21 protein-coding genes and 1 riboswitch are annotated in these 24948 nt (G+C 63.1%); of the genes, 6 read left to right on the top strand and 15 right to left on the bottom strand.

What is annotated here, in order from left to right:
• Positions 1–9: 9 nt before the first annotated feature.
• Entirely contained in the window at positions 10–1899 is a 1890-nt protein-coding gene (gene thiC, locus PMI20_RS05970; protein WP_007921432.1) for a phosphomethylpyrimidine synthase ThiC, read from the bottom strand.
• A gap of 175 nt (positions 1900–2074) precedes the next feature.
• A riboswitch (TPP riboswitch) is annotated at positions 2075–2179 on the bottom strand.
• A gap of 196 nt (positions 2180–2375) precedes the next feature.
• Here thiC and PMI20_RS05965 point away from each other — a divergent pair.
• Positions 2376–3815: a TolC family outer membrane protein gene (locus PMI20_RS05965; RefSeq protein WP_007921438.1), complete on the top strand. Its 1440-nt coding sequence runs from the start codon at positions 2376–2378 to the stop codon at positions 3813–3815.
• 124 nt (positions 3816–3939) lie between these two features.
• Here PMI20_RS05965 and waaA read toward each other — a convergent pair whose 3' ends face one another.
• Both waaA and PMI20_RS05955 read right to left on the bottom strand, forming a co-directional pair.
• On the bottom strand, positions 3940–5211 hold the full coding sequence (gene waaA / locus PMI20_RS05960) for a lipid IV(A) 3-deoxy-D-manno-octulosonic acid transferase (protein WP_007921440.1): 1272 nt from the start codon (positions 5209–5211) through the stop codon (positions 3940–3942).
• 23 nt (positions 5212–5234) lie between these two features.
• Positions 5235–6119, bottom strand: coding sequence for a LysR family transcriptional regulator (locus tag PMI20_RS05955; protein WP_162136162.1), 885 nt, complete (start codon positions 6117–6119; stop codon positions 5235–5237).
• 110 nt (positions 6120–6229) lie between these two features.
• Between PMI20_RS05955 and PMI20_RS05950 the strand changes: the two genes are divergently transcribed.
• The 4 genes from PMI20_RS05950 (at position 6230) to PMI20_RS05935 (ending at position 9740) form a co-directional block, all read left to right on the top strand.
• Positions 6230–6562 (top strand): DMT family transporter, encoded by a 333-nt coding sequence (locus PMI20_RS05950; protein ID WP_007921448.1) that lies wholly within the window; start codon positions 6230–6232, stop codon positions 6560–6562.
• A gap of 180 nt (positions 6563–6742) precedes the next feature.
• Positions 6743–7918 (top strand): NAD(P)/FAD-dependent oxidoreductase, encoded by a 1176-nt coding sequence (locus PMI20_RS05945; protein ID WP_007921450.1) that lies wholly within the window; start codon positions 6743–6745, stop codon positions 7916–7918.
• Positions 7915–8727, top strand: a complete 813-nt coding sequence (locus PMI20_RS05940; protein WP_007921452.1) for an aldo/keto reductase — start codon at positions 7915–7917, stop codon at positions 8725–8727. Before PMI20_RS05945 ends, PMI20_RS05940 begins: the two co-directional genes overlap by 4 nt.
• A gap of 41 nt (positions 8728–8768) precedes the next feature.
• Entirely contained in the window at positions 8769–9740 is a 972-nt protein-coding gene (locus PMI20_RS05935) for a hypothetical protein (protein ID WP_007921453.1), read from the top strand.
• A 53-nt stretch (positions 9741–9793) separates the two neighbouring features.
• On the opposite strand, the gene hldE is transcribed toward PMI20_RS05935, so the two are convergent.
• The 5 genes from hldE to PMI20_RS05910 all read right to left on the bottom strand — a co-directional run bounded on the left by hldE (position 9794) and on the right by PMI20_RS05910 (position 15812).
• Positions 9794–11218, bottom strand: a complete 1425-nt coding sequence (gene hldE / locus PMI20_RS05930) for a bifunctional D-glycero-beta-D-manno-heptose-7-phosphate kinase/D-glycero-beta-D-manno-heptose 1-phosphate adenylyltransferase HldE (RefSeq protein ID WP_007921454.1) — start codon at positions 11216–11218, stop codon at positions 9794–9796.
• 102 nt (positions 11219–11320) lie between these two features.
• Entirely contained in the window at positions 11321–11932 is a 612-nt protein-coding gene (gene cysC / locus PMI20_RS05925; protein WP_007921456.1) for an adenylyl-sulfate kinase, read from the bottom strand.
• A complete protein-coding gene (locus PMI20_RS05920; RefSeq protein WP_101336659.1) occupies positions 11925–12629 on the bottom strand; it encodes a sulfotransferase family 2 domain-containing protein in 705 nt (234 codons plus the stop codon). Before PMI20_RS05920 ends, cysC begins: the two co-directional genes overlap by 8 nt.
• 186 nt (positions 12630–12815) lie before the next feature.
• Positions 12816–14624: a lipid A export permease/ATP-binding protein MsbA gene (gene msbA / locus PMI20_RS05915; protein WP_007922170.1), complete on the bottom strand. Its 1809-nt coding sequence runs from the start codon at positions 14622–14624 to the stop codon at positions 12816–12818.
• Positions 14625–14639: 15 nt separating this feature from the next.
• Complete coding sequence (locus PMI20_RS05910; RefSeq protein WP_007922171.1) at positions 14640–15812, bottom strand: O-antigen ligase family protein; 1173 nt, start codon at positions 15810–15812, stop codon at positions 14640–14642.
• 107 nt (positions 15813–15919) lie between these two features.
• On the opposite strand from PMI20_RS05910, the gene PMI20_RS05905 reads away from it, so the two are divergent.
• On the top strand, positions 15920–16525 hold the full coding sequence (locus PMI20_RS05905) for a BUD32 family EKC/KEOPS complex subunit (protein ID WP_007922172.1): 606 nt from the start codon (positions 15920–15922) through the stop codon (positions 16523–16525).
• On the opposite strand, the gene PMI20_RS05900 is transcribed toward PMI20_RS05905, so the two are convergent.
• From PMI20_RS05900 to PMI20_RS05870, 7 genes are all read right to left on the bottom strand, one after another.
• Positions 16511–17614: a glycosyltransferase gene (locus tag PMI20_RS05900; RefSeq protein WP_007922173.1), complete on the bottom strand. Its 1104-nt coding sequence runs from the start codon at positions 17612–17614 to the stop codon at positions 16511–16513. The two genes, PMI20_RS05905 and PMI20_RS05900, sit on opposite strands and share 15 nt — an antisense overlap.
• A 48-nt stretch (positions 17615–17662) precedes the next feature.
• The gene (locus PMI20_RS05895; RefSeq protein WP_007922174.1) at positions 17663–18424 is read right to left on the bottom strand and encodes a glycosyltransferase family protein; all 762 of its coding nucleotides are present in this window, start codon (positions 18422–18424) and stop codon (positions 17663–17665) included.
• Between the two features lie 54 nt (positions 18425–18478).
• Positions 18479–19435, bottom strand: coding sequence for a glycosyltransferase family protein (locus PMI20_RS05890; protein WP_007922175.1), 957 nt, complete (start codon positions 19433–19435; stop codon positions 18479–18481).
• A gap of 84 nt (positions 19436–19519) precedes the next feature.
• Complete coding sequence (locus PMI20_RS05885) at positions 19520–20926, bottom strand: PIG-L deacetylase family protein (protein ID WP_284171954.1); 1407 nt, start codon at positions 20924–20926, stop codon at positions 19520–19522.
• Complete coding sequence (locus tag PMI20_RS05880) at positions 20923–21819, bottom strand: antimicrobial resistance protein Mig-14 (RefSeq protein ID WP_007922188.1); 897 nt, start codon at positions 21817–21819, stop codon at positions 20923–20925. The genes PMI20_RS05885 and PMI20_RS05880 overlap by 4 nt, the downstream gene beginning before the upstream one ends.
• Complete coding sequence (locus PMI20_RS05875) at positions 21819–22949, bottom strand: glycosyltransferase (RefSeq protein WP_007922189.1); 1131 nt, start codon at positions 22947–22949, stop codon at positions 21819–21821. The genes PMI20_RS05880 and PMI20_RS05875 overlap by 1 nt, the downstream gene beginning before the upstream one ends.
• Positions 22933–24690, bottom strand: a complete 1758-nt coding sequence (locus PMI20_RS05870) for a carbamoyltransferase family protein (protein WP_007922192.1) — start codon at positions 24688–24690, stop codon at positions 22933–22935. Before PMI20_RS05870 ends, PMI20_RS05875 begins: the two co-directional genes overlap by 17 nt.
• Between the last annotated feature and the right edge of the window lie 258 nt (positions 24691–24948).

Below are 24948 nucleotides of genomic sequence, written 5' to 3'. Positions count from 1 at the left end.
ACTTGTCGCTTAAACCTTCTTGTACAGCTGGCTGCCTTCCTGCTTGAAGCGCTCGGCCTGCTCCGCCAGCCCCTTGGCGACATCCACGTCCACCGCTTCGATGCGCTGGTTGGCCGCGTACTCACGGACCTCCTGGGTGATTTTCATCGAGCAGAACTTCGGCCCGCACATGGAGCAGAAGTGCGCGACCTTGGCCGAATCCTTGGGCAGGGTCTCGTCGTGGTAGGAGCGCGCGGTGTCCGGGTCGAGGCCGAGGTTGAACTGGTCTTCCCAACGGAATTCGAAACGCGCCTTGGACAGCGCGTTGTCACGGATCTGCGCGCCCGGGTGGCCTTTCGCGAGATCCGCAGCATGCGCGGCGATCTTGTAGGTGATGATCCCGGTCTTCACGTCATCCTTGTTCGGCAGGCCCAGGTGTTCCTTCGGCGTCACGTAGCAGAGCATGGCGCAGCCGAACCAGCCGATCATCGCCGCGCCGATACCGGAGGTGATGTGGTCGTAGCCCGGGGCGATGTCGGTGGTCAGCGGGCCGAGGGTGTAGAACGGTGCCTCGTCGCAGCACTCCAGCTGCTTGTCCATGTTCTCTTTGATCAGTTGCATCGGCACGTGGCCGGGGCCTTCGATCATGCACTGTACGTCATGCTTCCAGGCGATCTTGGTCAGCTCACCGAGGGTTTCCAACTCGCCGAACTGCGCTTCGTCGTTGGCGTCGGCGATCGAGCCAGGACGCAGGCCGTCGCCCAGCGAGAAGCTGACGTCGTAGGCCTTCATGATTTCGCAGATTTCGTCGAAATGGGTGTAGAGGAAGTTTTCCTTGTGATGCGCCAGGCACCACTTGGCCATGATCGAACCGCCGCGGGAGACGATGCCGGTCACGCGCTTGGCGGTCAGCGGCACATAGCGCAGCAGCACGCCGGCGTGGATGGTGAAGTAGTCGACACCCTGCTCCGCCTGCTCGATCAGAGTGTCGCGGAACAGCTCCCAGGTCAGGTCTTCGGCCACGCCGTTGACCTTCTCCAGCGCCTGGTAGATTGGCACGGTACCGATTGGCACCGGCGAGTTGCGGATGATCCACTCGCGGGTTTCGTGGATGTGCTTGCCGGTGGACAGGTCCATGACGGTGTCCGAACCCCAGCGGATGCCCCAGGTGAGCTTCGCCACTTCTTCTTCGATGGACGAACCCAGGGCGCTGTTGCCGATGTTGCCGTTGATCTTCACCAGGAAGTTGCGGCCGATGATCATCGGTTCCAGTTCGACGTGGTTGATGTTGGCCGGAATGATCGCGCGACCGCGGGCGATTTCCTCACGGACGAACTCGGGGGTGATTTCTTTCGGGATGCTGGCGCCGAAGCTGTGGCCGGCGTGCTGCTGATCGAGCAGACCCGCGGCGCGAGCCTCTTGCAGCTTCATGTTTTCGCGGATGGCGACGTATTCCATCTCGGCGGTGATGATGCCCTTGCGCGCGTAGTGCATCTGGCTGACGTTGGCCCCGGCCTTGGCCCGGCGCGGGTTGTTGACGTGGGCGAAGCGCAGCTTGGTCAGCTCGGGATCGGCGAGGCGTTCCTGGCCGAAGTTGGAACTCAGGCCCGGCAGGCGCTCGGTGTCGCCACGGTCGTCGATCCAGGCCGAGCGCACATCGCCCAGGCCTTTGCGCACGTCGATCACCACGTTGGGGTCGGTGTACGGGCCGGAGGTGTCATAGACGGTGACTGGCGCGTTAATCTCGCCGCCGAAGTCGGTCGGGGTCACGTCGAGGCTGATTTCGCGCATCGGCACGCGAATGTCCGGGCGCGAACCCTGGACATAGATTTTTTGCGAGCGAGTAAAGGGCTGAACCGACTGCTCATCGACCTTGGCCGATTCGCTAAGGTGGGTAGCGTTTTTTAATTTTGTAGTCATCACGGGCTCTCCAGACAGCATCCAGGCAGTGGATTTTTGTCGGAGCGAACCTGTAACGAACGGACGCAACCATGGCTGGAGCCAGAGGCGAAAACCAGCTGGTGCAGTGCTTGGTGCTCGAGGGGTGTTCGATTGTCGAACAACATCCCGGACGAAGCACAAGAGGACTCGCCGGGTGACGAGAAATCTTGTTCCCTACGCAGGCGCTAACCTGATCAGGTTCAACGGGATCCGGATTATCCGATCTCAGCCTCATAGCAAGGCACCCCGACAAGAACCCGGCCAGTCTAGACAAAGCCGGTGCAGAACGCCAACCCCACGGCAAACAGCATGATGAATGGCGTAAATGCAGGATTGTTGCCCTTCGCAGGCGCATCTACACTCGATGGGTTGCGTCGAACCTTGACGCTGCACAGGCCGAGACTTAGCCTTGGCGCCAGAATTATCCTCGTAATATCAACTCTAGGGATCGCCGAATGCTGCGCAAACTCTCACTGGCCATCGCCGTGTCTTGTGCGTCCAATGGAATGGCCTGGGCAGCAGAAGCGCCCCTGACCACCAAAACCGACCTGGTCAGCGTCTACCAGGAGGCGGTGGACAACAACGCCGACCTCGCCGCCGCCCGCGCCGATTACGACGCACGCAAAGAAGTGGTGCCACAGGCGCGCGCCGGTTTGCTGCCCAACCTCTCGGCCGGTGCCGACCTGAACAACACCCGGACCAAGTTCGACGAACCGTCGATGACCGCCACCCGCAGCGGCACCGTGTACCAGGCGACCCTCGCCCAGCCGATTTTCCGTGCCGACCGCTGGTTCCAGCTGCAGGCGGCCAAGGACGTCAACGAACAAGCCGCGCTGGAACTCTCGGCTACCGAGCAGAACCTGATCCTGCAAAGCGCCGAGAGCTATTTCTCAGTGCTGCGCGCCCAGGACAACCTGGCCTCGACCAAGGCCGAAGAGGCAGCCTTCAAGCGTCAGCTCGACCAGTCCAACGAGCGCTTCGACGTCGGCCTGTCGGACAAGACCGACGTCCTGCAATCCCAGGCCAGCTACGACACCGCGCGGGCCAACCGGATCCTCGCCCAGCGCCAGGTGGATGACGCCTTCGAAGCCCTGATCACCCTGACCAACCGTCAGTACAACTCGATCCAGGGCATCGTCCACAGCCTGCCGGTGCTGGCGCCGGCCCCGAATGACGCCAAGGCCTGGGTCGATACCGCGGCCAAGCAGAACCTCAACCTGCTGGCCAGCAACTACGCAGTCAGCGCCGCCGAGGAAACCCTCAAGCAGCGCAAGGCCGGCCACGCCCCGACCCTCGACGCCGTGGCGCAATACAAGAAAGGCGACAACGACGCCCTCGGCTTCAGCAACCCGGCCCCGCTGGGCCAGCGTTACGGCAGTGACGTCGAACAACGCACCATCGGCCTGCAACTGAGCATTCCGATCTACAGCGGCGGCCTGACCAGCTCCCAGGTCCGCGAGTCCTACTCGCGCCTGACCCAGAGCGAGCAGCGCCGTGAAGCCCTGCGGCGCCAGGTGGTGGAAAACACCCGCAACCTGCACCGCGCGGTGAACACCGATGTCGAGCAGGTCCAGGCCCGGCGCCAGTCGATCATCTCCAACCAGAGCGCCGTGGAAGCCACGGAAATCGGCTACCAGGTCGGCACGCGCAATATCGTCGACGTGCTCGACGCCCAGCGCCAGCTGTACACCTCGGTGCGCAACTACAACAACAGCCGCTACGACTACATCCTCGACAACCTGCGCCTCAAGCAAGCCGCCGGCACCCTCAATCCGGGCGATCTGCAGGACCTGTCGCGCTACCTGAAAGCCGACTACAACCCGGACCGCGACTTCCTGCCGCCGGACCTGGCCAAGGCCGCGGCGGAACAGCTCAAGGCCCGGCCGGGGCAGTAACCTGTAGCCGCTGCCGCAGGCTGTGATCCTGTCCGCAGGACACGCAAAAAGGCCACCGCGATTCAATTGAATGGCGGTGGCCTTTTTTACGACCGTTCCGGTCGATCGCAGCCTGCGGCAGCGGCTACAGCAAGCGATCCAACCCGTCGAGCAGGCGCTGCAGAGCGCCCTGGTTGCTGCGCATCACCCGCAGCCCGGCATCGGCCATCTTCTGCGCATCCCGAGGCAACTCGAACAGGCGCTGCACCGCCACCGCCAGGCCATGGGCATCGTCCACTTCCTGCAGGGCACCCGCCTCACGCAGCATTGTCGCGATCTCCAGGAAGTTGAACAGGTGCGGCCCGCTCAGCACCGGCTTGGAAAGGGCCGCCGGCTCCAGCAGATTGTGCCCGCCATTGGGTACCAGGCTACCGCCGACAAAGGCGCTGTCCGCCAGGGCATAGAGAAACAGCAGCTCGCCCATGGTGTCGCCCAGCAGCACCGAGGTGCTGGCGCTGACCGGCTCGGCGCTCGAGCGGCGAATGGTCTCAAAGCCCTGCTGCCGGCACAGCTCGAACACCGGATTGAAACGCTCCGGATGACGCGGCACCAGGATCAGCAAGGCATCCGGGTGGCTGGCCAGCAGTTGGCGATGAGCAGCCAGCACCACAGCGTCTTCGCCTTCATGGGTACTGGCGGCGATCCACACCGGGCGTTCGCCGGCTTGCCATTGCTCGCGCAGCTCGCTGGCGCGCACCAGCAGTTGCGGGTCGATGCTCAGGTCGAACTTGATCGAGCCCGTCACCTCGACTGTTTGCGGGCGCGCGCCCAGCTGGCGAAAACGCTCGGCCTCAGCCTCGGTCTGCACCGCGAACAGGCTCATTTCAGCGAGCATCGGTGCGGTCAGCTTGGCAAAGCGCCCATAACCCCGGGCCGAGCGCTCCGACAACCGCCCATTGGCCAGCGCCACCGGAATCCCGCGCTTGGCGCACTGGTGAATGTGATTGGGCCACAGCTCAGTTTCCATGATCACCGCCAGCTTCGGCCGGACCCGATCGAGAAAACGCGCGGCGGCGCAAGGCAGATCATAAGGCAGGTAGCAGTGCTGAATGCGCGGCTCGTTGGCGAACAGCGCCTGGATACGTTCCGAGCCCGTGGGGGTCATGCAGGTGACCGTGATCGGCAGCTGTGGATAACGCGCCAGCAAGGCACGGATCATCGGCGCGGCGGCGATGCTCTCGCCTACCGACACCGCGTGCACCCAGATCCCGCCCGGCTGCATTGCCGGCAGCCCCCAGGAAAAACGTTCGCCAATCCGCCGGGCATAGGCCGGCGCCTTGCGCGCCCGCAGCCACAGACGAATCGCCACCAATGGCAGCCCCAGGTAAAACAGCGCGGTGTAGAGAGTTCTATTCATGGCGGCGGAGTTTATCGGCTTTTTCAGCCAATCGCCCGCAAGTGCACGGCAAAACGCTCCGCCAGCCAATGCGCCGCCGGCCCCAGGGGTTCATCGCGGCGCCAGACCAGTTCCACCACCAGCGCCGGCGGGGTCCATTCGCTGGCCAACTCGACCATCTGGTTCTGATAGGCCGGATACTGCACCACATGCCGCGGCAGCCAGGCCCAGCCCAGGCCGCGCATCAGCAACTCGGCCATCGCGTAGAAGCTGTCGGCGCGCCAGACTTGCGGGCTGACCTGCTCGCCACTGGGGTAAGTGCTCAACTGCGGGGAAATCAACAACTGTCGATGCCGCCCCAGTTGCTGGCGATCCACCTGTTTTTCGCCGGCCAACGGGTGCCCGACCGCGCACACCGTGACCATCTCGACGCTGCCCAGGGCCCGTCGCTCAAGGGCCTCGGACATCTGTTCATGGTGAAACAGCAAACCGAGGTCGGCCCGACGGTCCAGCAGCTTGCGCGCCACATCACCCTGGGCGCTGCTGGCCAGTTGGACCTCAAGACTGGGGAAACGCTCGGACAACGCCTCAAGGCTATCGAGCACCGGCTGGAAAGGCATCGCCTCGTCCAGGGCCAGCCGCAAGCGCGCCTCCTCACCCCGCATCAACGCCAACGCCCGCCCGTTCAAGCGCTCGCATTGGCGCAGCACTTCCCGCGCCTCCGCAAGCAAGGCACGACCCGCCTCGGTGAGTTTCGGCTGGCGACCGCTGCTGCGCTCGAACAGGAGCACGCCGAGATCGGCCTCGAGCAGTGCAATCGCGCTGCTGACCGCCGATTGCGCCTTGTGCTGGTCACGGGCCACCGCGGAAAACGAACGTTGCTCGGCGACGCTGACGAACAGCCGTATCTGCTCCAGATTCCACTGCACATTCATAAGGCACCCCATCTTCAAAACAGATAGGTAATGACTTTACCCCATCTGAACAATCTCTAGAATGCCGACCTCATCAAGCAAGCCCAAACACGAGGAACTCTCCCATGAACGCTTACACCTACCTGGCCATCGCCATCTGCGCCGAAGTGATCGCCACTGTTTCGATGAAAGCGGTCAAAGGCCTGAGCACTCCACTGCCGCTGCTGCTGATCATCGTCGGTTACGGCGTGGCCTTCTGGATGCTGACCCTGGTGGTGCGTACCGTGCCGGTGGGCGTGGCTTACGCGGTCTGGGCCGGCATGGGCATTGTCATGGTCAGCGTGGCCGCGCTGTTCCTCTACGGGCAGAAGCTGGATATCCCGGCAATGCTTGGCATGGCCCTGATCGTCCTGGGCGTGGTGGTGATCCAGCTGTTTTCCAAGACCGCCGGGCACTAATCCATGACCACTGCCGCAGGCCCTTCAAGAGCGCGACCGCTTCGCGCTCGATCGCAGCCTTCGGCAGCGGCTACACAAAGCGCTTCGCCAAGCGCGCCCCTGCCAGTTTGATCGCCAACAAAGCCTGCGCGGCTCGAGCCTGTATACTGCGCCCCTAGTCTTGAACACTGAGGTCGCTGCATGCCATCCGTTATTTCCACCGACGTGCTGATTGTCGGCGCCGGAGTCGCCGGCCTCTGGCTGAACGCCCGCCTGCGTCGCCAGGGCTTTTCCACCGTGCTGGTGGAGAGCGCCAGCCTCGGCGGCGGACAAAGCGTCAAGTCTCAGGGAATCATTCACGGCGGCGCCAAGTACGCCCTGCACGGCGCCCTGACCGGCGCCTCGGAAGCCATCGCCGACATGCCGCGCCGCTGGCGCGAGGCCCTGGCCGGCAACGGCGAGCTGGACCTGTCCGGCGTGCGCCTGCTGTCCGAGGCCCATTACCTGTGGTCCCCCGGCACCCTGGCCGGCAACCTCACCAGCTTTTTCGCCAGCAAGGCCGTGCGCGGGCGTGTCGATCAGGTCAAGGGCGACCAGTTGCCGCCAGCCCTGCAGGACCGTCGCTTCAAGGGCAAGGTGTATCGCCTGGCCGAATTGGTGGTGGACGTGCCGAGCCTGATCGGACGCCTGGCCGAACTGGGCGGCGATAGCCTGCTGGCCGGGCAGAAGATCGAACCCCTGCGGGAAAACGGGCAATTGCTGGGCCTGCGGGTCGATGAGCGGGAAATCCGCGCGCAACGCATCGTGCTCAGCGCCGGCGCCGGCAATGCCGAGCTGCTGAGCAGCCTCGGCCTGAGCCAGCCGGCCATGCAACGCCGGCCGTTGCACATGGTGATCGTCAAGGGCCCGAGCCTGAAACCGCTGTACGCCCACTGCCTGGGCGGCGGGCCGAAGCCACGGATCACCGTGACCACCCACCCGGCGGCCGACGGCCAGTGGGTCTGGTACCTCGGCGGCGACATCGCCGAAGCCGAAGGCGTGGCACGCGAGCCGGCGGCACAGATCGCCGCCGCCCAGAAAGAACTCGGCAACCTGTTGCCATGGGTTGATCTCAGCCAGGCGCAATGGGCCACCCTGCGGGTGGACCGCGCCGAGCCCGCGCAGTCGGGCCTGACCCGTCCGGACAATGCCTTTCTCGCCGAACAGGACCGCCTGCTGGTCGGCTGGCCGACCAAGCTGGCCCTGGCCCCGGACTTCGCCGACCGGGTGTTCGCCGCCCTCGAGCGCGACGGTATCAAGCCGGGCCCCGCGACTGCGTTGCCGACGCTGCCCAAACCCGCCATCGCCCAACCGGCCTGGGAGCAACTGCTGCCATGAGCCAAGCGACCCTGCACGACCTGCATCGCCCCTTCGGCAGCACCGGGCTGCTGGTCTCCCCACTGGGCCTGGGCACCGTGAAGCTCGGGCGCGACCAAGGGGTGAAGTACCCCAACGGCTTCCAGATTCCGGATGACGCCGAAGCCCGCATGCTGCTCAAGCTGACCCGCGACCTGGGCATCAACCTGATCGACACCGCGCCGGCCTATGGCCGCAGCGAGGAGCGCCTGGGCCCGCTGCTGCGCGGGCAACGCCAGGACTGGGTGATTGTCAGCAAGGTCGGCGAAGAGTTCGAAAACGGCCTGTCGCGCCACGACTTCAGTGCCGCGCATACCCGCCTGTCGGTGGAGCGCAGCCTGCAGCGCCTGGAAACCGACTTCATCGACCTGGTGCTGGTGCATTCCGACGGCAATGACCTGCACATCCTTGAGCAGTGCGAGGTGTACCAGACGCTGGCCGAGCTCAAGCAGGAAGGCAAGATCCGTGGCTTCGGCCTCTCCGGGAAAACCGTCGAGGGCGGCCTCAAGGCCCTGGAACAAGGTGACTGTGCCATGGTCACCTACAATCTGAACGAACAGAACGAGCGAGCCGTCATCGATTACGCCACAGCCCACGGCAAGGGCATTCTGGTGAAAAAAGCCCTGGCCAGCGGCCATGTGTGCCTGAGCCCCGGTGTCGACCCGGTACGCGCCAGCTTCGAACTGCTGTTCGATCAACCGGGCGTCGCCAGTGCTATTGTCGGAACCATCAATCCGTTGCACCTGGCCCATAATGTCGCCACTGTCGCGCAGGTGTTGCGCAAGAACTGATGCCGCCCACGCGGCCGACCCCGACGCAAGAAGGAGCCGACATGCCGCGTACGCTCATAAGAAAGAACCCCAGCAACTTCAAGACCCTGCCGCTGTTCGTCGAAGCGACGCCCGAAGGCCTCAGCTACCAGAGCGTCGGCATGCCGCTGAACTTTGCGCAGACCCTGCAGCGCCGGCGCCCGGTTGCGGTGGCCGACGCCGAGCGCTTCGCCCTGGAGCTGGCCAACCTCGGCGTCTCGGTACGCCTGACCCTCCATTGGCAGAACCGCGACTATTGGGTGCTGGTGCGCCAGCGCCGGCAGGATCGCGGCGACGTGGTGCTCAAGCTGATTTCCGGCTACGTCCCGGCCCATGAGCTGAACCTGCCGCTGCATACCGCCATCCAGGAAATCGCCGAAGAATGCCTGCTGGAAACCCCGGAGGGCTGGCTCGGCGGGCGCTTCAACGACACCTGGCTGCCAGCGCCCTACTCGGCGGCCCTGCATTATCGCGAAGCCCTGCCCTTTCGCCTGACACCGCTGTCGGGCGCGGCACGCCCGGTACGTTGCGCCAATCTGCAGTTGCTGGAGCGGCCGCGAGCTTATGTGCATCTGCCCACCGCATCACTGCAGCTGATTTATGACCTGCGCCTGGACGTGCCGAAAGAGGCCAAGTCCCTGAGCCTGTTCCATGTCGACGAACGCCTGGAGGGCGACCAGTTGGTGGCGCGCCTGGATCGCAAGCGCCCGGACCTGTACCTGATGCCACTCAAGGACGGTCAGCCCTGCGCCGAGCTCTATACGTTGAAGAAGGATCAGTTGCACCCGGCGAGCACCCGCGGCCTGTATCTGGCCGAAAGCTTCGCCCGGCAGCAAGGCTGGCTGGTGCGTGACGAGCGGATTCGCTGGAAGGACTGGCTGAAGCAGCAGGGATTGAGCGCGCCGGAGAAGGACTCCAAACTCCAGCGTCTTACCGGCAAGGCACGGCAGATATTGCGCAAGATGGTACCGACCAAGACCAGCCGGCAACGTTGAGCGCCTCCCGCCCACTCCAGCTTTCGCGAGAGTGGGCGGATTGGCGGCAAGCCTTATTCGGTCTTGCGGATCTTCTCGACTATGGCCGTGGTGGAACTGTTCTCCACCAGCCCCAGCACCTTCACCACACCGCCATAAGCCTTGACGATATCGGCGCCGACCACCTGGTCGACCGAGTAATCCCCGCCTTTGACCAGCACGTCCGGCTTGACCTGGGCCAGCAGGTTTTCCGGCGTACCCTCGGGGAAACTGATGACCCAGTCCACCGCGCCCAGGCCGGCCAGTACCGCCATACGCCGGTCGACGCTGTTGATCGGACGGCCCGGCCCTTTCAGGCGGCTGACCGAGGCATCGTCGTTGATCGCCACGATCAGGCGATCGCCCTGGGCCCGCGCCTGCTCGAGGTAGGTCACATGGCCGGCGTGGAGGATGTCGAAACAGCCGTTGGTGAAGACGATCTTCTCTTTGTGCGCACGCGCATCGTCGATCGCCAGCAGCAGCTGGTCGAGGCTCAGCACACCGCGCTCGGAACCTTCTTCACGCTGGATCGCGCGACGCAGCTCCGGTGCGCTGATGGCCGCGGTACCCAGCTTGCCGACCACGATGCCGGCGGCCAGGTTGGCCAGGGCCACCGCGTGCGGCAGCTCTTCACCCGCCGCGATTGCCGCCGCCAGGGTGGAAATCACGGTATCGCCGGCACCGGTGACGTCGAACACTTCACGGGCCCGGGCCGGCAAGTGCAGCGCCGGGTGGTCGGGACGCAGCAGGGTCATGCCGTGTTCGCCACGGGTCACCAGCAAGGCGCCCAGTTCCAGGTCGTGCATCAGCTTGGCGCCTTTGCTGACCAGGTCGTGCTCGTCGATGCAACCGCCGACTATGGTTTCGAACTCGCTGAGGTTCGGGGTGATCAGGCTGGCGCCGCGGTAAATCGAAAAGTCCTTGCCTTTCGGGTCCGCCAGCACCGGGATGCCACGGGCACGCGCGGCCTGGATCAGCGCCTGATGATTCCTCAGGGCTCCCTTGCCGTAGTCGGACAACACCAGCACCTTGATGCCGTCCAGCAACCGGTCGACTTCAGCGCCCAACGCCAGGGCGTCGGTGGCGAAAGGTTCTTCGAAATCGATACGCAGCAGTTGCTGGTGCCGGCTCATGACCCGCAGCTTGACGATGGTCGGCTGGTGGGCAATGCGTTGGAACAAGGCGCGTACGCCCGCCCCCTCAAGACTGTTGGAGAGACTGTCGGCAGCCTCGTCGTCGCCGGTGACGCCAACCAGCGAGGCCGGTGCGCCGAGCGCGGCAATGTTCAAGGCAACGTTCGCGGCACCGCCCGGGCGGTCCTCGATTTGCTCGACCTTGACTACCGGTACCGGCGCCTCAGGGGAAATCCGTGAGGTACCACCATGCCAGTAACGGTCGAGCATGACATCGCCGACCACCAAGACAGGGGCTTGATCGAATCGCGGCATGGACAACTTCATGGAGCAACCCACATACAAAATGAACAGGGGCGCGATATTAACACAGGGTGAACGCTGCCTAGTTCTACCGCTGCACGAGTATTCGCGATCGCCCCAAACTGTTCATTTATTGAGCAAAAGCGCCATGAGCCGGTCTGTCGCGCAGGCCAGTCCAACCGTTTCGGTATCGATCTCGCAGTCAGGATCCAGTGGCGCTTCATAGGGGCTGTCGAGCCCGGTGAAGTCCCGGATACGCCCTTCGCTCGCCGCCTGATAGAGGCCTTTGGGATCGCGTCGGGCACAGACAGCGAACGTAGTGCTCACGTACACCTCGAGAAATTCGTCCGCCGCGAACAAGGCCCGGGCAGCGGCGCGCTCCGCGCGAAACGGTGATATCGCCGAAACGATCACGATCAACCCCGCCTCCACCATCAACCTCGCCACCTCGGCCAGGCGCCGGATATTTTCCTTGCGCGCCTCGGTGTCCATGCCCAGGTCACGACACAGGCCACCGCGCACGTTGTCGCCATCGAGGACAAAGGTATGCAGGCCCTGCCCGTTCAACCGCAACTCCAGCAGGTTGGCCAGGGTCGATTTGCCGGCGCCGGACAAACCGGTCAGCCAGATACAGCTCGGGCGTTGCTGCTTGAGCGCCGCCCGCTCGATCGCGGTCAGGGACAGGCTGCTGGGGCGGATGTCCGGTTGTGGGCAACGCGGTGGCAGGGGCTCATTCATAGCCGAGCATCTCGTAGTCGCGCTGGTAGGCCCGACGCACCAGTCGTCGGGTGCGCACCGTGCAGAAGTCCCGGGCAGGCGCCTCGCTCCGTTGCCGCGATTCATTGAGATGCGGCAGAGTCCTGCTCACGCCCAGATGCTCGCTGAGCAACTGATAGTCGCGCTGCAGGTGCTCCTGATAGCCGATGAAGTCCATGTCCAGGCGTCCCATGGAGTCCACCAGAAAATCGGTCTGCGGGGCGAAGTGCAGTTGCTTGTGGATATTTTCCGGGTGCAGCCAGCGACCGACAAAATCGTCGAAATCGCGATAGTGGCTGACCAGCCGCTGGGCGGCCTGGTCGCGACGACTGAGCTCGTTGCCACGCAGGAAGGCATAGGCCGAATAGGCCCGCTCCAGGGGATCGCGGACCACGGCGAACTTGAAACTGCTGGCGAATTGCTGGGGAAACTGTTGCTCGTACCAGTACAGGGGCAGATGGCCGGGCGTCCAGCCGTCGAACAATGCCGAACACAGGCTGCTCCCCGCGCACTTGGGCACATGGATGAACACACAACCGCGCTGACGGAATGGCGCCGGAAAACGGACGTTGGCGGACATGGCCTTGTTCACCACCTGCCGGTCCACCACCGACAGGCGCCCAAGCAAAAACGCCCGTTGCGACTTGGGCAATAACTTCCACAGATAACGTTGCAGCATTCCAGTACCCGCGCGACGGGGTTGGCCCCCTCGATTCAGTCGACGATTGAGGCTGGAACCATAACAAGCACGAGGCGCTGGATTATTTAGGCTTGGTCAAGACTGTAAGGGGCGGGATACAAAGACCGCCGGCGCATTGCACGCCGGGGCTGTTCCAGGGTGGGCAGTGCCCACCCGGGCGTTGGCTCAGGCAATGCCTTCGGAGGCAGGCTCGTCCAGGCCCATGGCATGCAGACGCGAGTAGTAGCCGTTCTGCGCCAGCAGGTCGACATGAGTACCGCGCTCGACGATCCGCCCCTGATCCATGACCAGAATCAGGTCGGCCTTCTCGATGGTCGACAGGCGGTGCGCGATCACCAGGGTGGTGCGTCCCTTCATCACCTTGTCCAGGGCCGCCTGGATATGCCGCTCGGATTCGGTATCCAGGGCCGAGGTAGCCTCGTCGAGAATCAGCAACGGCGCATTCTTCAACAGGGCCCGGGCAATCGCCAGACGCTGGCGCTGACCGCCGGAGAGCAGCACGCCGTTCTCGCCGACCTGGGTGTCCAGGCCTTCGGGCAACTGCGAAATGAAGTCCATGGCATAGGCATCCGTCGCCGCCTTCTCGATGTCTTCCCGCGGCGCCCCGGCCAGGTCGCCATAGGCAATGTTGGCGGCCACGCTGTCGTTGAACAGGGTCACATGCTGGGTCACCTGGGCCACATGCCGGCGCAGGTTGCGCAGGCGGTAATCCTCGATCTCCACGTCATCGAGGAGAATCTGCCCCGTTTCGTGGTGATAGAAGCGCGGAATCAGGCTGGCCAGGGTCGACTTGCCGCTGCCGGAGCGGCCGACCAGCGCGATCATCTGCCCGGGAGCCGCACAGAAGCTGATGTCCTTCAGCACTTCCCGGTCGGTGCCCGGATAGGTGAAGCTCAGGTTGCGCACGTCCAGGCGCCCCTCGATGCGCTCACGCTCGATCTGTCCCCGATCGACTTCAGGCTCGACGTCCAGTTGTTCGAAGATGCTTTCCGCGCCCGCCACGCCTTTCTGGATGGTCGAACTGACTTCCGAGAGCTGGCGAATCGGCTTGGGCAGCAGGCCCGCCGCGGTGATGTAGGCCACCAGGTCGCCCGCGGTGGCATCGCCACGCAGGAACAGCACCAGGAACATCAACACCGCCATGGCGGAGTAGATCACCAACTGCAGCATCGGCGTGTAGACCGCACCGGTCTTGGTCATGCGCAGCTGTTTATCGGTGTTGCTCTGGCTGGCGTCGACGAAACGCTGCTGCTCGTAGCTTTCGCCACCGAAGCTGCGAACCACGCGATAGCCTTGAATGGTCTCGGAGGCCACATGGGTCACATCGCCCATCGCCACCTGGATCTTCTTGCTCTGCTTGCGGAATTTCTTGCTGGTGCTGCCGACCATGATCGCAATCAACGGCAGGATCGCCAGCATCACCAGGGTCAGCTTCCAGTTCATCCACAACAGGTAGACGAACAGGAACACTACCGTCAGGCCTTCGCGAATCACCACCTTGATGGCGTCGGTGGCGGCACCGGTGACCATGGTGACGTTGAAGGTGATGCGGGAAATCAGATGCCCGGAGTTATGGGTATCGAAATAGCGGTTCGGCAGGACCAGCAGCTTGTTGAACAGCTCGACCCGCAGGTCATGCACCAGCCCCAGGGAAACCTTCGCCAGGTAATAGTTGCCGAGGAAAGAGCCGAGCCCCTGCCACGCCGCGATCAGGATGATCAGCAGCGGCACCGCCATCAATAGCTGCAAGTCGCGCAGATAGGGAACGTTGGGGAAGAGCACCGCTTCGGGATTGCTCAAGCCGTCGACGAAATATTTGAGAATGCCCGCCAGCATCGGCTGGGTGGATGCAAATATCACGAAGCCCACGATACTCAGCAGGAAAATGCCTATGTAGGGTTTTACATACCCCAACAGCCGAAAATAGATTTTCAGGCTGGAATCCTGTTCCGCTTTGAGCGGTGCATCACTCATCGTCGAGCTCACTGTTTAGGAGGAACGCGGGATTTTATCACAGCCTGTGTGACCGCCCCGTGCCCAGACCAAAACAGTGGCCAGACCGATCGGCAGCCAACTGATGAACCATTCGGCGCGAGGGGTCCCCGTCAGGCTCGCAGCATCGAACTGCATGGCCAGGAAAGAGAACAGCCAGATCCCGATGACGCCCCGACCATAAAGCGTTTCACGGGCGCGCCAGGCTTCGCGCAAGACGGCAAACCAGGCCACGATCCAGAGCAATAGTCCGGGGATACCCAGTTCAATGGCAATGTGGGTGAACAGGTTGTGAGCATGGTCGAATGTCAAACCGTCGACCAGCACGTCATAGCTCGAGCCCAGGCCGAGGCCTGTCCATGGATGTTCGGCGATCATCTGCAGGCTGGCCATCAGGATCTGCGGACGAAAGGAAACACCACGCGCCAGGACCAAAGGTTCGAGAAACCAGAATGCCGACATTGCCAGCAACAATGCCGCCGCCGCGAACATACGGCTGAGTCGGTCACGGCACCAGATCGGCATCGCCAGCACGGTCAGGAATAGCGCCAGGGCAGCACCGCGACTCTGGCACAGCACGACAAACCCACCAAGCAGCGCCAAAGCCACCAGCCATACGGCTTGAAGACCGCGAGTACGCGGCACCCAGTGTAGCAGCCAGATCGCGGCCAGGCCGATGACATAACCACCCAGGATCGGATGAGCCAGCTCCCCCAATCCTACAAGGCGTGCCCACCAGACATTTCCGTTGATCCAGTAGAACTGGATGATGGCCATCAGTGCCGTCACCGCCAGCCCCAGCCCGCCCCACTGCATGACAGTAATCACCCGCTCCGGGCGGGCATTGGCGAAAATCGGGAAGAACAGCAGGAACACCGCGATGTACAGCAAGCGCTTGGCCTCGCGCGACGGGTCCGCCGCTTGCGTCCATGTCAGGCTGATCAGCCCCCATATCGCCAGTCCCAGCAATGCCAGGCCAAGCCAGCGCTGGGCACGCCACCATTCGATCAGACGCTCACGTGCGGACCAGGCCAGAATCATTGCCGGCAACCACAGGAAGGCCACCAGCCCCTGCTGGTAGATCTTGTTGGTGGGCGCCAGTGCGATGGCCAGCAAAAACCATAGCAACCCGATTGTCATCCATACTTGCGCCCAACGTGTGGCCTGCATCTATTCGCTCCTAAATGGTTCACCAGCCAAACCGGCATGGTTAAAACAACAACTTTTCGGCATCATTGCCCGTCACTGTGCCCGCCACTTCGACAAGGCTTCCTACGATGCAATGCTCCCGGCTTCCCCAAGCCACTTTGAATCAGATGATTGAAGGCGCCAGGATTCTGGAGGCCGACAGTTACGGCCCGAAAGTCTACCTGTTGCAGGATGGGAATATTCTGAAACTGTTCCGGCGCAAGCGTCTTTTTTCATCCGCCCTGTTTCGGCCCTATTCGACGCGCTTCATCGACAACGCCGCACGCCTGGAACAACTCGGCGTTCCCACGCTGCAGGTTCTGGACTTCTACCGCCTGGAACAACCCGGCATGACCGCGGTGCTTTACCGACCGCTGCCAGGCGAAACCCTGCGCCAGGTCGCCAGCAAGGAAGGCTTCGACTGGCAGCAGACCTTGCCGGCCCTGGTCGAGCTGATTCGTAGCCTGCATACCTCGGGGATCTACTTTCGCTCGCTGCACCTGGGCAACATCGTCATCACCCCGGATAACCGCTTCGGCCTGATCGACGTGGCCGATATGCGCTTCTTCCGCGGGCCACTGCCGCGCCATCTGGTCAAACGCAACCTGCAACACTTCGCCCGCTATATTGCCCGGGAGAAGCTGAATGGGAGCTTTCCGATACAAGCATTGGAACAGGCCCTACTTTCGGCATGACAGCAGGCTGGTGGCGGCCTGGCTGAAGCGCTGCCAGGCCAGGTCGGGGGCCAGAGCAGCGTACTGATCCGCCGCGATGCTCTGGGCGGGCAGGCCGAGGGCCTGAAGAATCGCCTCTTGCCAGGCGTCGATATCATTCACCGGCGCATAACGCCCGGTTTCAGCCAACTGCTCACGGAACACTGGCAAATCGCTGGTCAATACCGGCACACCGGACATCACTGCTTCCTGCAGGATTAGCCCCAGGCCCTCGTCCAGCGACGGGATGGCCACCCAGTCGAATGCCTTGTAAAGCATCGCCGCATGCTTCAGATGCCCAGGCAGCGAAACCTTGTCTTGCAGGCCCAGCCGGTTGATGCGGGCCTCGAGCGCTGCGCGATTCGAACCCTCGCCGATAATCACCAGACGCATCTCCGGTCGGCTCGCCAGGGCCTTGGCGAAGGCCTCCAACAGGCAAGCAAAACCCTTATCGTCCACCAGACGCCCGACCGCGCCGAATACCGGAGCATCGCCCGCGGGCAGGCCGAGGGTGGCCCGGGCCTCGGCACGCGGTAGCAGCCTTGCGTTGAACTCGTGCGGATTGAACGCGCTGCGCAAGGCCGTCACCGGCATCTGAAAATCGTCTTCGAGGGATGAAGCCAGGGTCTGCGAAACAGCCGCGAGAGTCAGCTGCGAAGCGGGGAACTGCCGAAACAGCTGTTGATCCTTGCGGTGCAAGCGCGTGGAGCCGTGGATCACCACCACCGCACGCATGTGCGGCAATGACTTGAGGACCGGCAACAAGGTACGCGCCACCCCCAGGCCATCGAGCAACAACACCTGGGCATCGCTTTCCCGCAACGCCTTGCGAAAACTGGCCCGCAGCCAGGGTTCGAGCAAGCGCCAGAAATGCTTGCCCTTCAGCCGCGCCGACGACAGGTTCCACTCCCGGCATTCCCCCACTTCGGCAACGCATCCGGTGGACGAGCCTTGCAGCAGCCAGGTCTTGACCACAGTGCCTGGCTCGGCCTGAGAGAGGATCTGCTGGTGAACCTTGTGAACGGAGGCAAATGCACTGCCGCCTGCCCACATGATGTTGAGAATGCTCATTGGGCACATAGCCCTTTCGCGGTATTCGGGAAAGTGAAACCGGTAGAACTAATTGATAAACCAGCCAATACCGACTCCAACCAACAGGACTAAAACAAGCTTGATTTGCTCGCGACGACTGCGCCGAGCCTTACGCTGCCGCTCGGCGGCAGTCTCCACATGCAGACCGAAGCCTGTATGCAGCACCGCGTCGCCTTCCAGGCTGACAGCTGTCAGGTTCAGCTCAGCATAGCGCTTGGACAGCGCTTTCTCGCCTCCATGCCCGGCGAAAGGCGCGCACAGTCGATACTCTGCCATCCGGCGCAAGCCCGGGTTCAGGGAGAAGCTCTGCCACTCGGGTTTGTCGGAGATCAGCGGATAACAAGGCACACCACCGATCAACTCGCGGGCACCCAAGTGGATGTAGGGACTATGGACTCGCAGGTCGTGGGCATAACTGCGCAACCAGACCTGCAGGATGTCCTGGCGCTGCTCGAGAATCGCTTTCGAATCCTCGACAAAACCCGGGCGGTAAAACTCCCAATCGTCTTCGCAATGGAAGATGTAGGGGGTCTTGACCTGCTCGTAGGCCAGGTCGATCGACGCCAACTGCCCGAGCTTCGGCCGGTTGACGAAGAAGGTACAGTGATCTTTCCAATGGGCAGGCACCGCCGTGCGCACCCGCTCGTCGCCCGCATCTTCGGTGATGAAGACTTCGCGGATCGGCGCACTGTTGAAGCGATCGAAACTCTCCAGCGTGAGCTTGAGCAGGTCCAGGCGACCGCAACTGGTGACCACCAACGTGATGTCACTCTCTTGACTAAACTGCACTTGATTCTCACCTACGACAAAGTGCGATCACTATTAAGGGCTCGGTGACCGCTGTCAAACACCCAGTTTCGAGCGTACGCGCTCGATAAGGCTCAAGGGTGCACGAGGCCGCAATGCGGGCTGGAGTTCCTCGACAATACGCTGCCCGATACGGGCGAAGCTGAACTGAGAGACCGCCAGATCGCGGCCGTTTCGCGCGATGCACTGCGCCAGGGCCGGATCGGCGCGCAACATTGCGAGTTTTTCCTGCAATTGCGGGATGTTCTGATAAAAGACCACGTTGTGCAGGTCCTGCAAGCCCAGCGCGCGGTTTTCCGCCTCACCCTGGTCGAATGCCAGCAACACGCAGCCACAAGCCATGGCTTCGAAATTCTTGATCATGTATTCGCCCATGCCGACGTCGGCACTGACAAAAAAGCGGATGCGGTTGAGGGTGTCGCAATACTCTTCGCCCGACTTGGTCCGCGTCACCACCAAGGGCTCGACCTGACCAAGTTCGTCGAGCAGCGCCTTGCGTCCGCTGTAGGCCACGCTGTTGGTGCTGCCGACGAATGCCAGCTCGATATCCCGCTCGCGGCCCTGATCCTGCAGCAGGGTCTGATCGTAGCCCTTGGGCACGAATACCGCGTCGAAACCTTCCTCGCGCAAGCGCTCGCTGACCATGAACCCCGAACTGATCACCCGTGCCCACGGCAGGCGGCGGTAGTGCGCGCTGAACTTGCCGGTGTACTTGCAGGGGATGTAGTTCTGGTAGGCGTCGTGCTCGAGGATCACCAGGTTGGGAATGCTGCGGATGAAGCTCGCCTGGCGAATTTCCTGCTTGAAACGCAGGAAGAACACGATGCGGTCATAGCGCGATACATCCACCTCACGGCGGAAATAGCCACGCAGGTTGCGCTGCTCGTCACTGCTCAACCACCGCAGGTCGCATTCGCAATGGGCGGCAACGCCTTCGTACAGGCGGTCCAGAATGGCCCGCTGTTCTTTCTGCACCAGAAATAGAACCTTCATCATCTTCCTTGCAGCCGTGAGCAACCGGACAAAAGAGCGAAACTACCCTGGCCGACAGGCAAAAGGGTGTCATGCAATATCAATTTACAAACGCCAGAACAGCTCATGCCGGCGTACCGCCTTGCGGAAAAACTCGTTCTCGCCATAAGGCGAAGCGGCGCGGCCAGCCAGCACACGCTGCAGGGCCCGGCGCAGACGGCGCTTGAACGGCGCTCGCGGCTGCAGGTCGTGCATCATGCCCAGGGCCATCGCCTTGTCCCGTTGCTGTTCGACCGACAGCGGCAAGCAGCAGGGCCTGAGCACCTGGGCCGGGTCGAACACCGGCGGCAGGGCAATGCCCGCCCCTGAATCGCCCATCGGCCAGCGGTCGTTGTCATGCAAATGATTGGCATAACCGAGCAAGGTGGTCGGCTGCCATTCCAGCCCCTGCAACGCTTCCAGTACCGCCTGCTGGGCGCAGATGTGGTCCGGGTGCGGATCGAGGGTCGGATGCGGCAGCACGATCACCTCGGGGCGGGCCTTGAGCAGCAGCGCCCGCAGGTCGGCCAGGAGATTGTTCCAGGTCGGCGCGCCATCGGTATCCGCCGGCAGCGGGAACGGGTTGAACTGGCGGAACAGGCGGATATCCGACAGTTCGGCCTCGCGGGACGCCACAGGCCGGTTCGGCGCCGCCTGCATGGCCGGCAGTTGCAGGCAGAAATACCCCAGCTGCACACAACGTTCCTCGGCGACCCCGGCCCAACGCGGCACCGCAATGCTGTCCCAGGCCCGCAACCGACCCTTGATCCGCGCCGCATCTGCAGCGTTCATACCCATCTGCCGGTAATGCTCGGCTTCGATCTCGCCCGCGGTCAACGTGACGATCCAGGCTTCGTCAGCCTGGCTGTACAGACCGAAAGCAGCCAGTTCGGCATCGTCGGCGTGGGGGGCGATGACCATTACCCGCTGGTGGCGATAGTCCGGCTCACGGAACACCGACAACAGCGGCTCGCCGTACACCCGGCAGAAACGCCCGCGCAATTGCAGCTCGCCGCTGGCCAGAGGTCGTGCCAGCCCACTGAGATTGAGATAACGCAGGCCGTTCACACCACGCTCGAACGTCTGCCGATCCTGCCCCGCCAAGCAGACGCAAGGATCGAAAAAGCGCCCCAGCCAGCTGCTGCTGACCTTTACCGCGAGGATCAGGGTTTCATCCCCCGCCAGGTCGATCGCCTGGTCCAGCACCAGGCGCTGCTTGTCCAGGTGGACCTTGGGCTGCTCGGTGCCGAACGGAAAGCTGTACTGATAATCGTCCCGGGGCGAATAAAACAGGTGGTCGGCAAACCAGGCCTCATGGGCCACCCAGGCCAGCACCGCGAGCAGCAGCGGCAGCCACCAGGCCACCAGCACACCGATGGCTACCAGCACCAGCAGGCCGATCAGCAGGCCCAGGCGCTTCTGCCGGCGATGGCGTTTGAGCAACTGTTGCTTGCGACTCGACGGCTGATTCATACCGTGAACACCGGAACGGGGTTGCACCAGCGATCCTTGTATTCGCGATCGGCGCGACCGAAGGAGAAACGCAGCGGCTTGTCGATGGCCCGCGCCTGCTCCCAGGCGCTTTGCGTATTGAGGAAACTCAACACGCTGCCGGGGCTGAACTCGCGGGTTTCAGGATCGACGCCACCGTTGATGTATTCGACGCTGATCCACTCCGGCGCTTCGACCCGGTACACCAGCTGAATGGCGATCGGCGCATCGTTGAGGAAAATCACCGAGCCGATCAGCAGCTCGCGCAGCAACTCGATGACTTCGGCCATGCGCTCGGCACCGGTGGCCGGGAACCCCCAGCGCCGCTGGAACAGATCGCAGTAGATGGTCGCCAGCTCCTGGCTGGAGAACTCGCTGACCGGGCGCACCACGCCGCCCGCCTCTTCCAGCAGGCGCAGTTCGCGGCGCTGGTTGTAACGGAACTTCTTCGACAGCTCTTCAGGCGTGCGGGCCATGGCCAATTGCTCGGCCTGGAGCTTGAGGGTGCTGAACCGGCCCTGGTTCAAGGCCGACAGATAGCGACCGCGATGACGCAGCGGGGCTTGGGTCTCAGGCGCCGCCGGCAGGATCAGCTCGGCGTTGCCCAGGTCGAACAGGCCTTTCTTGCCACGGCGCTTGAGCACGTCCTTGGACAGCGCCAGGTCGCGCCCCCAGGTCGGAATCGCCGCCTGCAGTTCGCCGGCCTGTTCCCAGGCCAGGTAACGGACCGGGATGCCCGCCAGGTTCGCCAGGCGCTCCACCACCAGCGGATGGGTAGCAACGCTGCCGCCAAAACGCTGCCAGGCGGCGGCATAAGTCGAGGCGTCGACGACCGACCAGCCACGCTCGCGCCAGCCTTGGAATCGATTGAGCATCAGGGCCTCGCGGTCAGATCGGTAACTTGCGGCAGACGCCAGAAGGCGTCGCGTACAGCACGGTCGGAGAAGCGCTCGCGCAGGCGCTCGAACATCAGCTCGGCGCACAGCAAGCGCTGGTTCTCATCCATCCCGGCCAGGTGTTGCAGGCCCTGGGCCATATGCTCGGCATCGCCCAGCGGGAACAGGATGCCGACGCCTTCGACCACTTCCTTGGCCCCGCCACAGGCCGTCGCCAGCAAAGGCACGCCAGCGGCCATGGCCTCCAGCAGCACCATGCCGAATGGCTCGTGGTCGGAGCTCAGGGCAAAGGCATCGAAAGCACGGAAATAACGCCGGGCTTCTGTGACCTGGCCGAGGAACAGCACGCGGTCGGCGATGCCCAGCTCGCGAGAAAGGTCCTTGAGGTTCTGCTCCAGACGCCCGCTACCGAGAATCGCCAGCTGGCTTTCCCGAGGCAGCCCCGGCAATGCCGCGGCAAACCCATGCAGCAGGGTGGCCTGGTCCTTGTCCGGGTGCAGACGCCCGACATTGCCGACAATCCAGGCGGAAGGCGACAGCCCCAGCTCCTGGCGCGCTTCGGCCTTGGACAACTGGGTCGCCTGCAAGGCTTCGACGTCGATCCGGTTGTACAGCGTCTGAATCCGCGCCGCCGGCCATTGTGGCAGGCAACTGCGCATGTCATCGCGCACCGCGTCGGACACGCCGAGCAGGCTCAGGCGCTTGCGGAACAGCTTGGCGAACAGGCGGCGACTGCCGCGCTGGTAATCGCCAAACGCGTGATGCACACCGATCACCGGCAACGCGGTGCCCAGCAACGCGATGTAGATCGGCTTGAAACGGTGGGCGATGCAGAAACTGAAGTTGCGCGACGCGGCGATCTTGCGCAGGTCGCGTATCGCTCCCAGCTTCAGGCCACGAATGGCCTTGGAGCTGTATTCCATGAACAGCACTTCGTCGCTGGCACAGGCATCGGCCACCTCGACGTCGGCAACCCCGGTGAGGAACACCGTGGTCACGCGATAGCCGCTGCCCGCGAACAGGCTGGCGTATTGCCGGGCACAGTCCAGGAACGGCCCGTCATAGCCGTGGCAGAACTGCAGGACGTGGCGCTCAGCCGAGCGTGTCATAAGGATCCACGCCGTCTTTGACTACCAGGATGTCTTCCATGATCAGGTACTGCAGATCGGAGCCGAAGAACATGTTCAAGGCGTCGGTCGGCGAGCAGATCATCGGCTCGCCACGGCGGTTGAGCGAGGTGTTCAGCGACACGCCGTTGCCGGTCAGGACTTCCAGGGCCTTCATCATGTCGTAGTAGCGCGGGTTGTATTCGCGCTTGAGCACCTGGGCCCGGGAAGTGCCGTCTTCGTGGACCACTTCCGGCACGCGGGTCTTCCACTCTTCCGCCACTTCGAAGGTGAAGGTCATGAATGGCGCCGGGTGATCGACCTTGATCATCTGCGGACCGACGGTGTCGAGCATCGACGGGCAGAAAGGCCTCCAGCGCTCGCGGAACTTGATCTGCTCGTTGATGCGGTCGGCCACGCCGGTGGCGCTCGGGCAACCGATGATCGAACGACCGCCCAGGGCGCGCGGACCGAACTCCATGCGACCCTGGAACCAGGCCACCGGGTTGCCGTCGACCATGATCTTGGCGATACGCTCGGGGGTGTTGTCGATCTGGCGCCAGGCCGGCTTGTTCGGGTGGCGGGCACAGGCGGCGATCACGTCTTCGTTGCTGTAGGACGGGCCGAGATAGACGTGTTCCATCTTCTCCACCGGCACGCCGCGAGCGTGGGAAACATAGGCCGCGGCACCGACCGCGGTACCGGCATCGCCGGACGCCGGCTGCACGAACAGCTCTTTGACTTCCGGACGGGCGATGATCTTCTGGTTCAGCTTGACGTTCAGCGCACAGCCGCCGGCAAAGGCCAGCTTGCCGGTTTCCTTGAGGATGTCGCCCAGGTAGTGGTCGATCATCTGCAGCGCCAGCTTCTCGAACAGCGCCTGCATGCTAGCCGCGTAGTGGATGTACGGCTCGTCGGCGATGTCGCCTTCGCGCTTCGGACCCAGCCACTCGATCAGCTTCGGCGAGAAGTAGAAACCCTTGCCCTTTTCTTTGTAGCGGCGCAGGCCGATGACGTTGGCGTAATCGGTGTTGATCACCAGTTCGCCGTTTTCAAAGCTGGCCAGGCGGGAGAAATCGTACTTGCTGGCATCGCCGTACGGCGCCATGCCCATGACCTTGAACTCGCCGTCGAGCATTTCGAAGCCGAGGAACTCGGTGATCGCGCCATACAGGCCGCCGAGGGAGTCCGGATCGAAAAATTCCTTGATCTTGTGGATCTTGCCGTTTTCGCCGTAGCCGAAGAAAGTCGTGGCGTACTCGCCCTTGCCGTCGATCCCGAGGATCGCGGTTTTCTCCTTGAAGCCGGAACAGTGGTAGGCGCTGGAAGCGTGGGCCAGGTGGTGCTCGACCGGCTCGATCTTGATCTTCTTCGGATCGAAGCCCAGTTGCTCGAGGCACCAGACGATCTTGTTGCGATAACGCTTGTAGCGGCGGTTGCCCATCAGGATCGCGTCGAGGGCACGGTCCGGGGCGTACCAGTAACGCTTGGCGTAGTGCCAGCGGGCCTTGCCGAACAGGCTGATCGGGGCGAACGGGATCGCCACCACGTCAACGTCGGAAGGCTTGATGCCGGCCTGTTCCAGACAGAACTTCGCCGATTCGTAGGGCATGCGGTTCTTTGCATGTTTATCGCGTACGAAGCGCTCTTCTTCAGCCGCCGCCACCAGCTTGCCGTCGATGTACAGCGCTGCGGAAGGATCATGGCTAAGGGCGCCGGACAGGCCAAGAATCGTCAATGCCACAGGGGTCTAGCCTCTTAAGTCTGCATGCAGGCGACGTGCGCCTGGAATTAATGTGCTCCCCGCCACGGGCGAGAAACAGCTAAAGGGCGGGATTATAGCGTAAACCTGCCGCGGGATGATCCTTGACGTTTCAGCAGCGGGCACTGGCGCCCAATATGGCCTGCGAGGGATCTGTAGCCGCTGCCGCAGGCTGCGACAAGGCTCGAAGAGCCTTTCTGCGATCTCAAGAGCGCGACCGCTTCGCGCTCTTCAGATCGC

Source organism: Pseudomonas sp. GM17 (assembly GCF_000282175.2).
In the GTDB taxonomy this organism is placed as follows: Bacteria; Pseudomonadota; Gammaproteobacteria; order Pseudomonadales; family Pseudomonadaceae; genus Aquipseudomonas; species Aquipseudomonas chlororaphis.
Note: the sequence above shows the minus strand (reverse complement) of the source record. Positions and strands in the feature narration are given on the sequence as shown.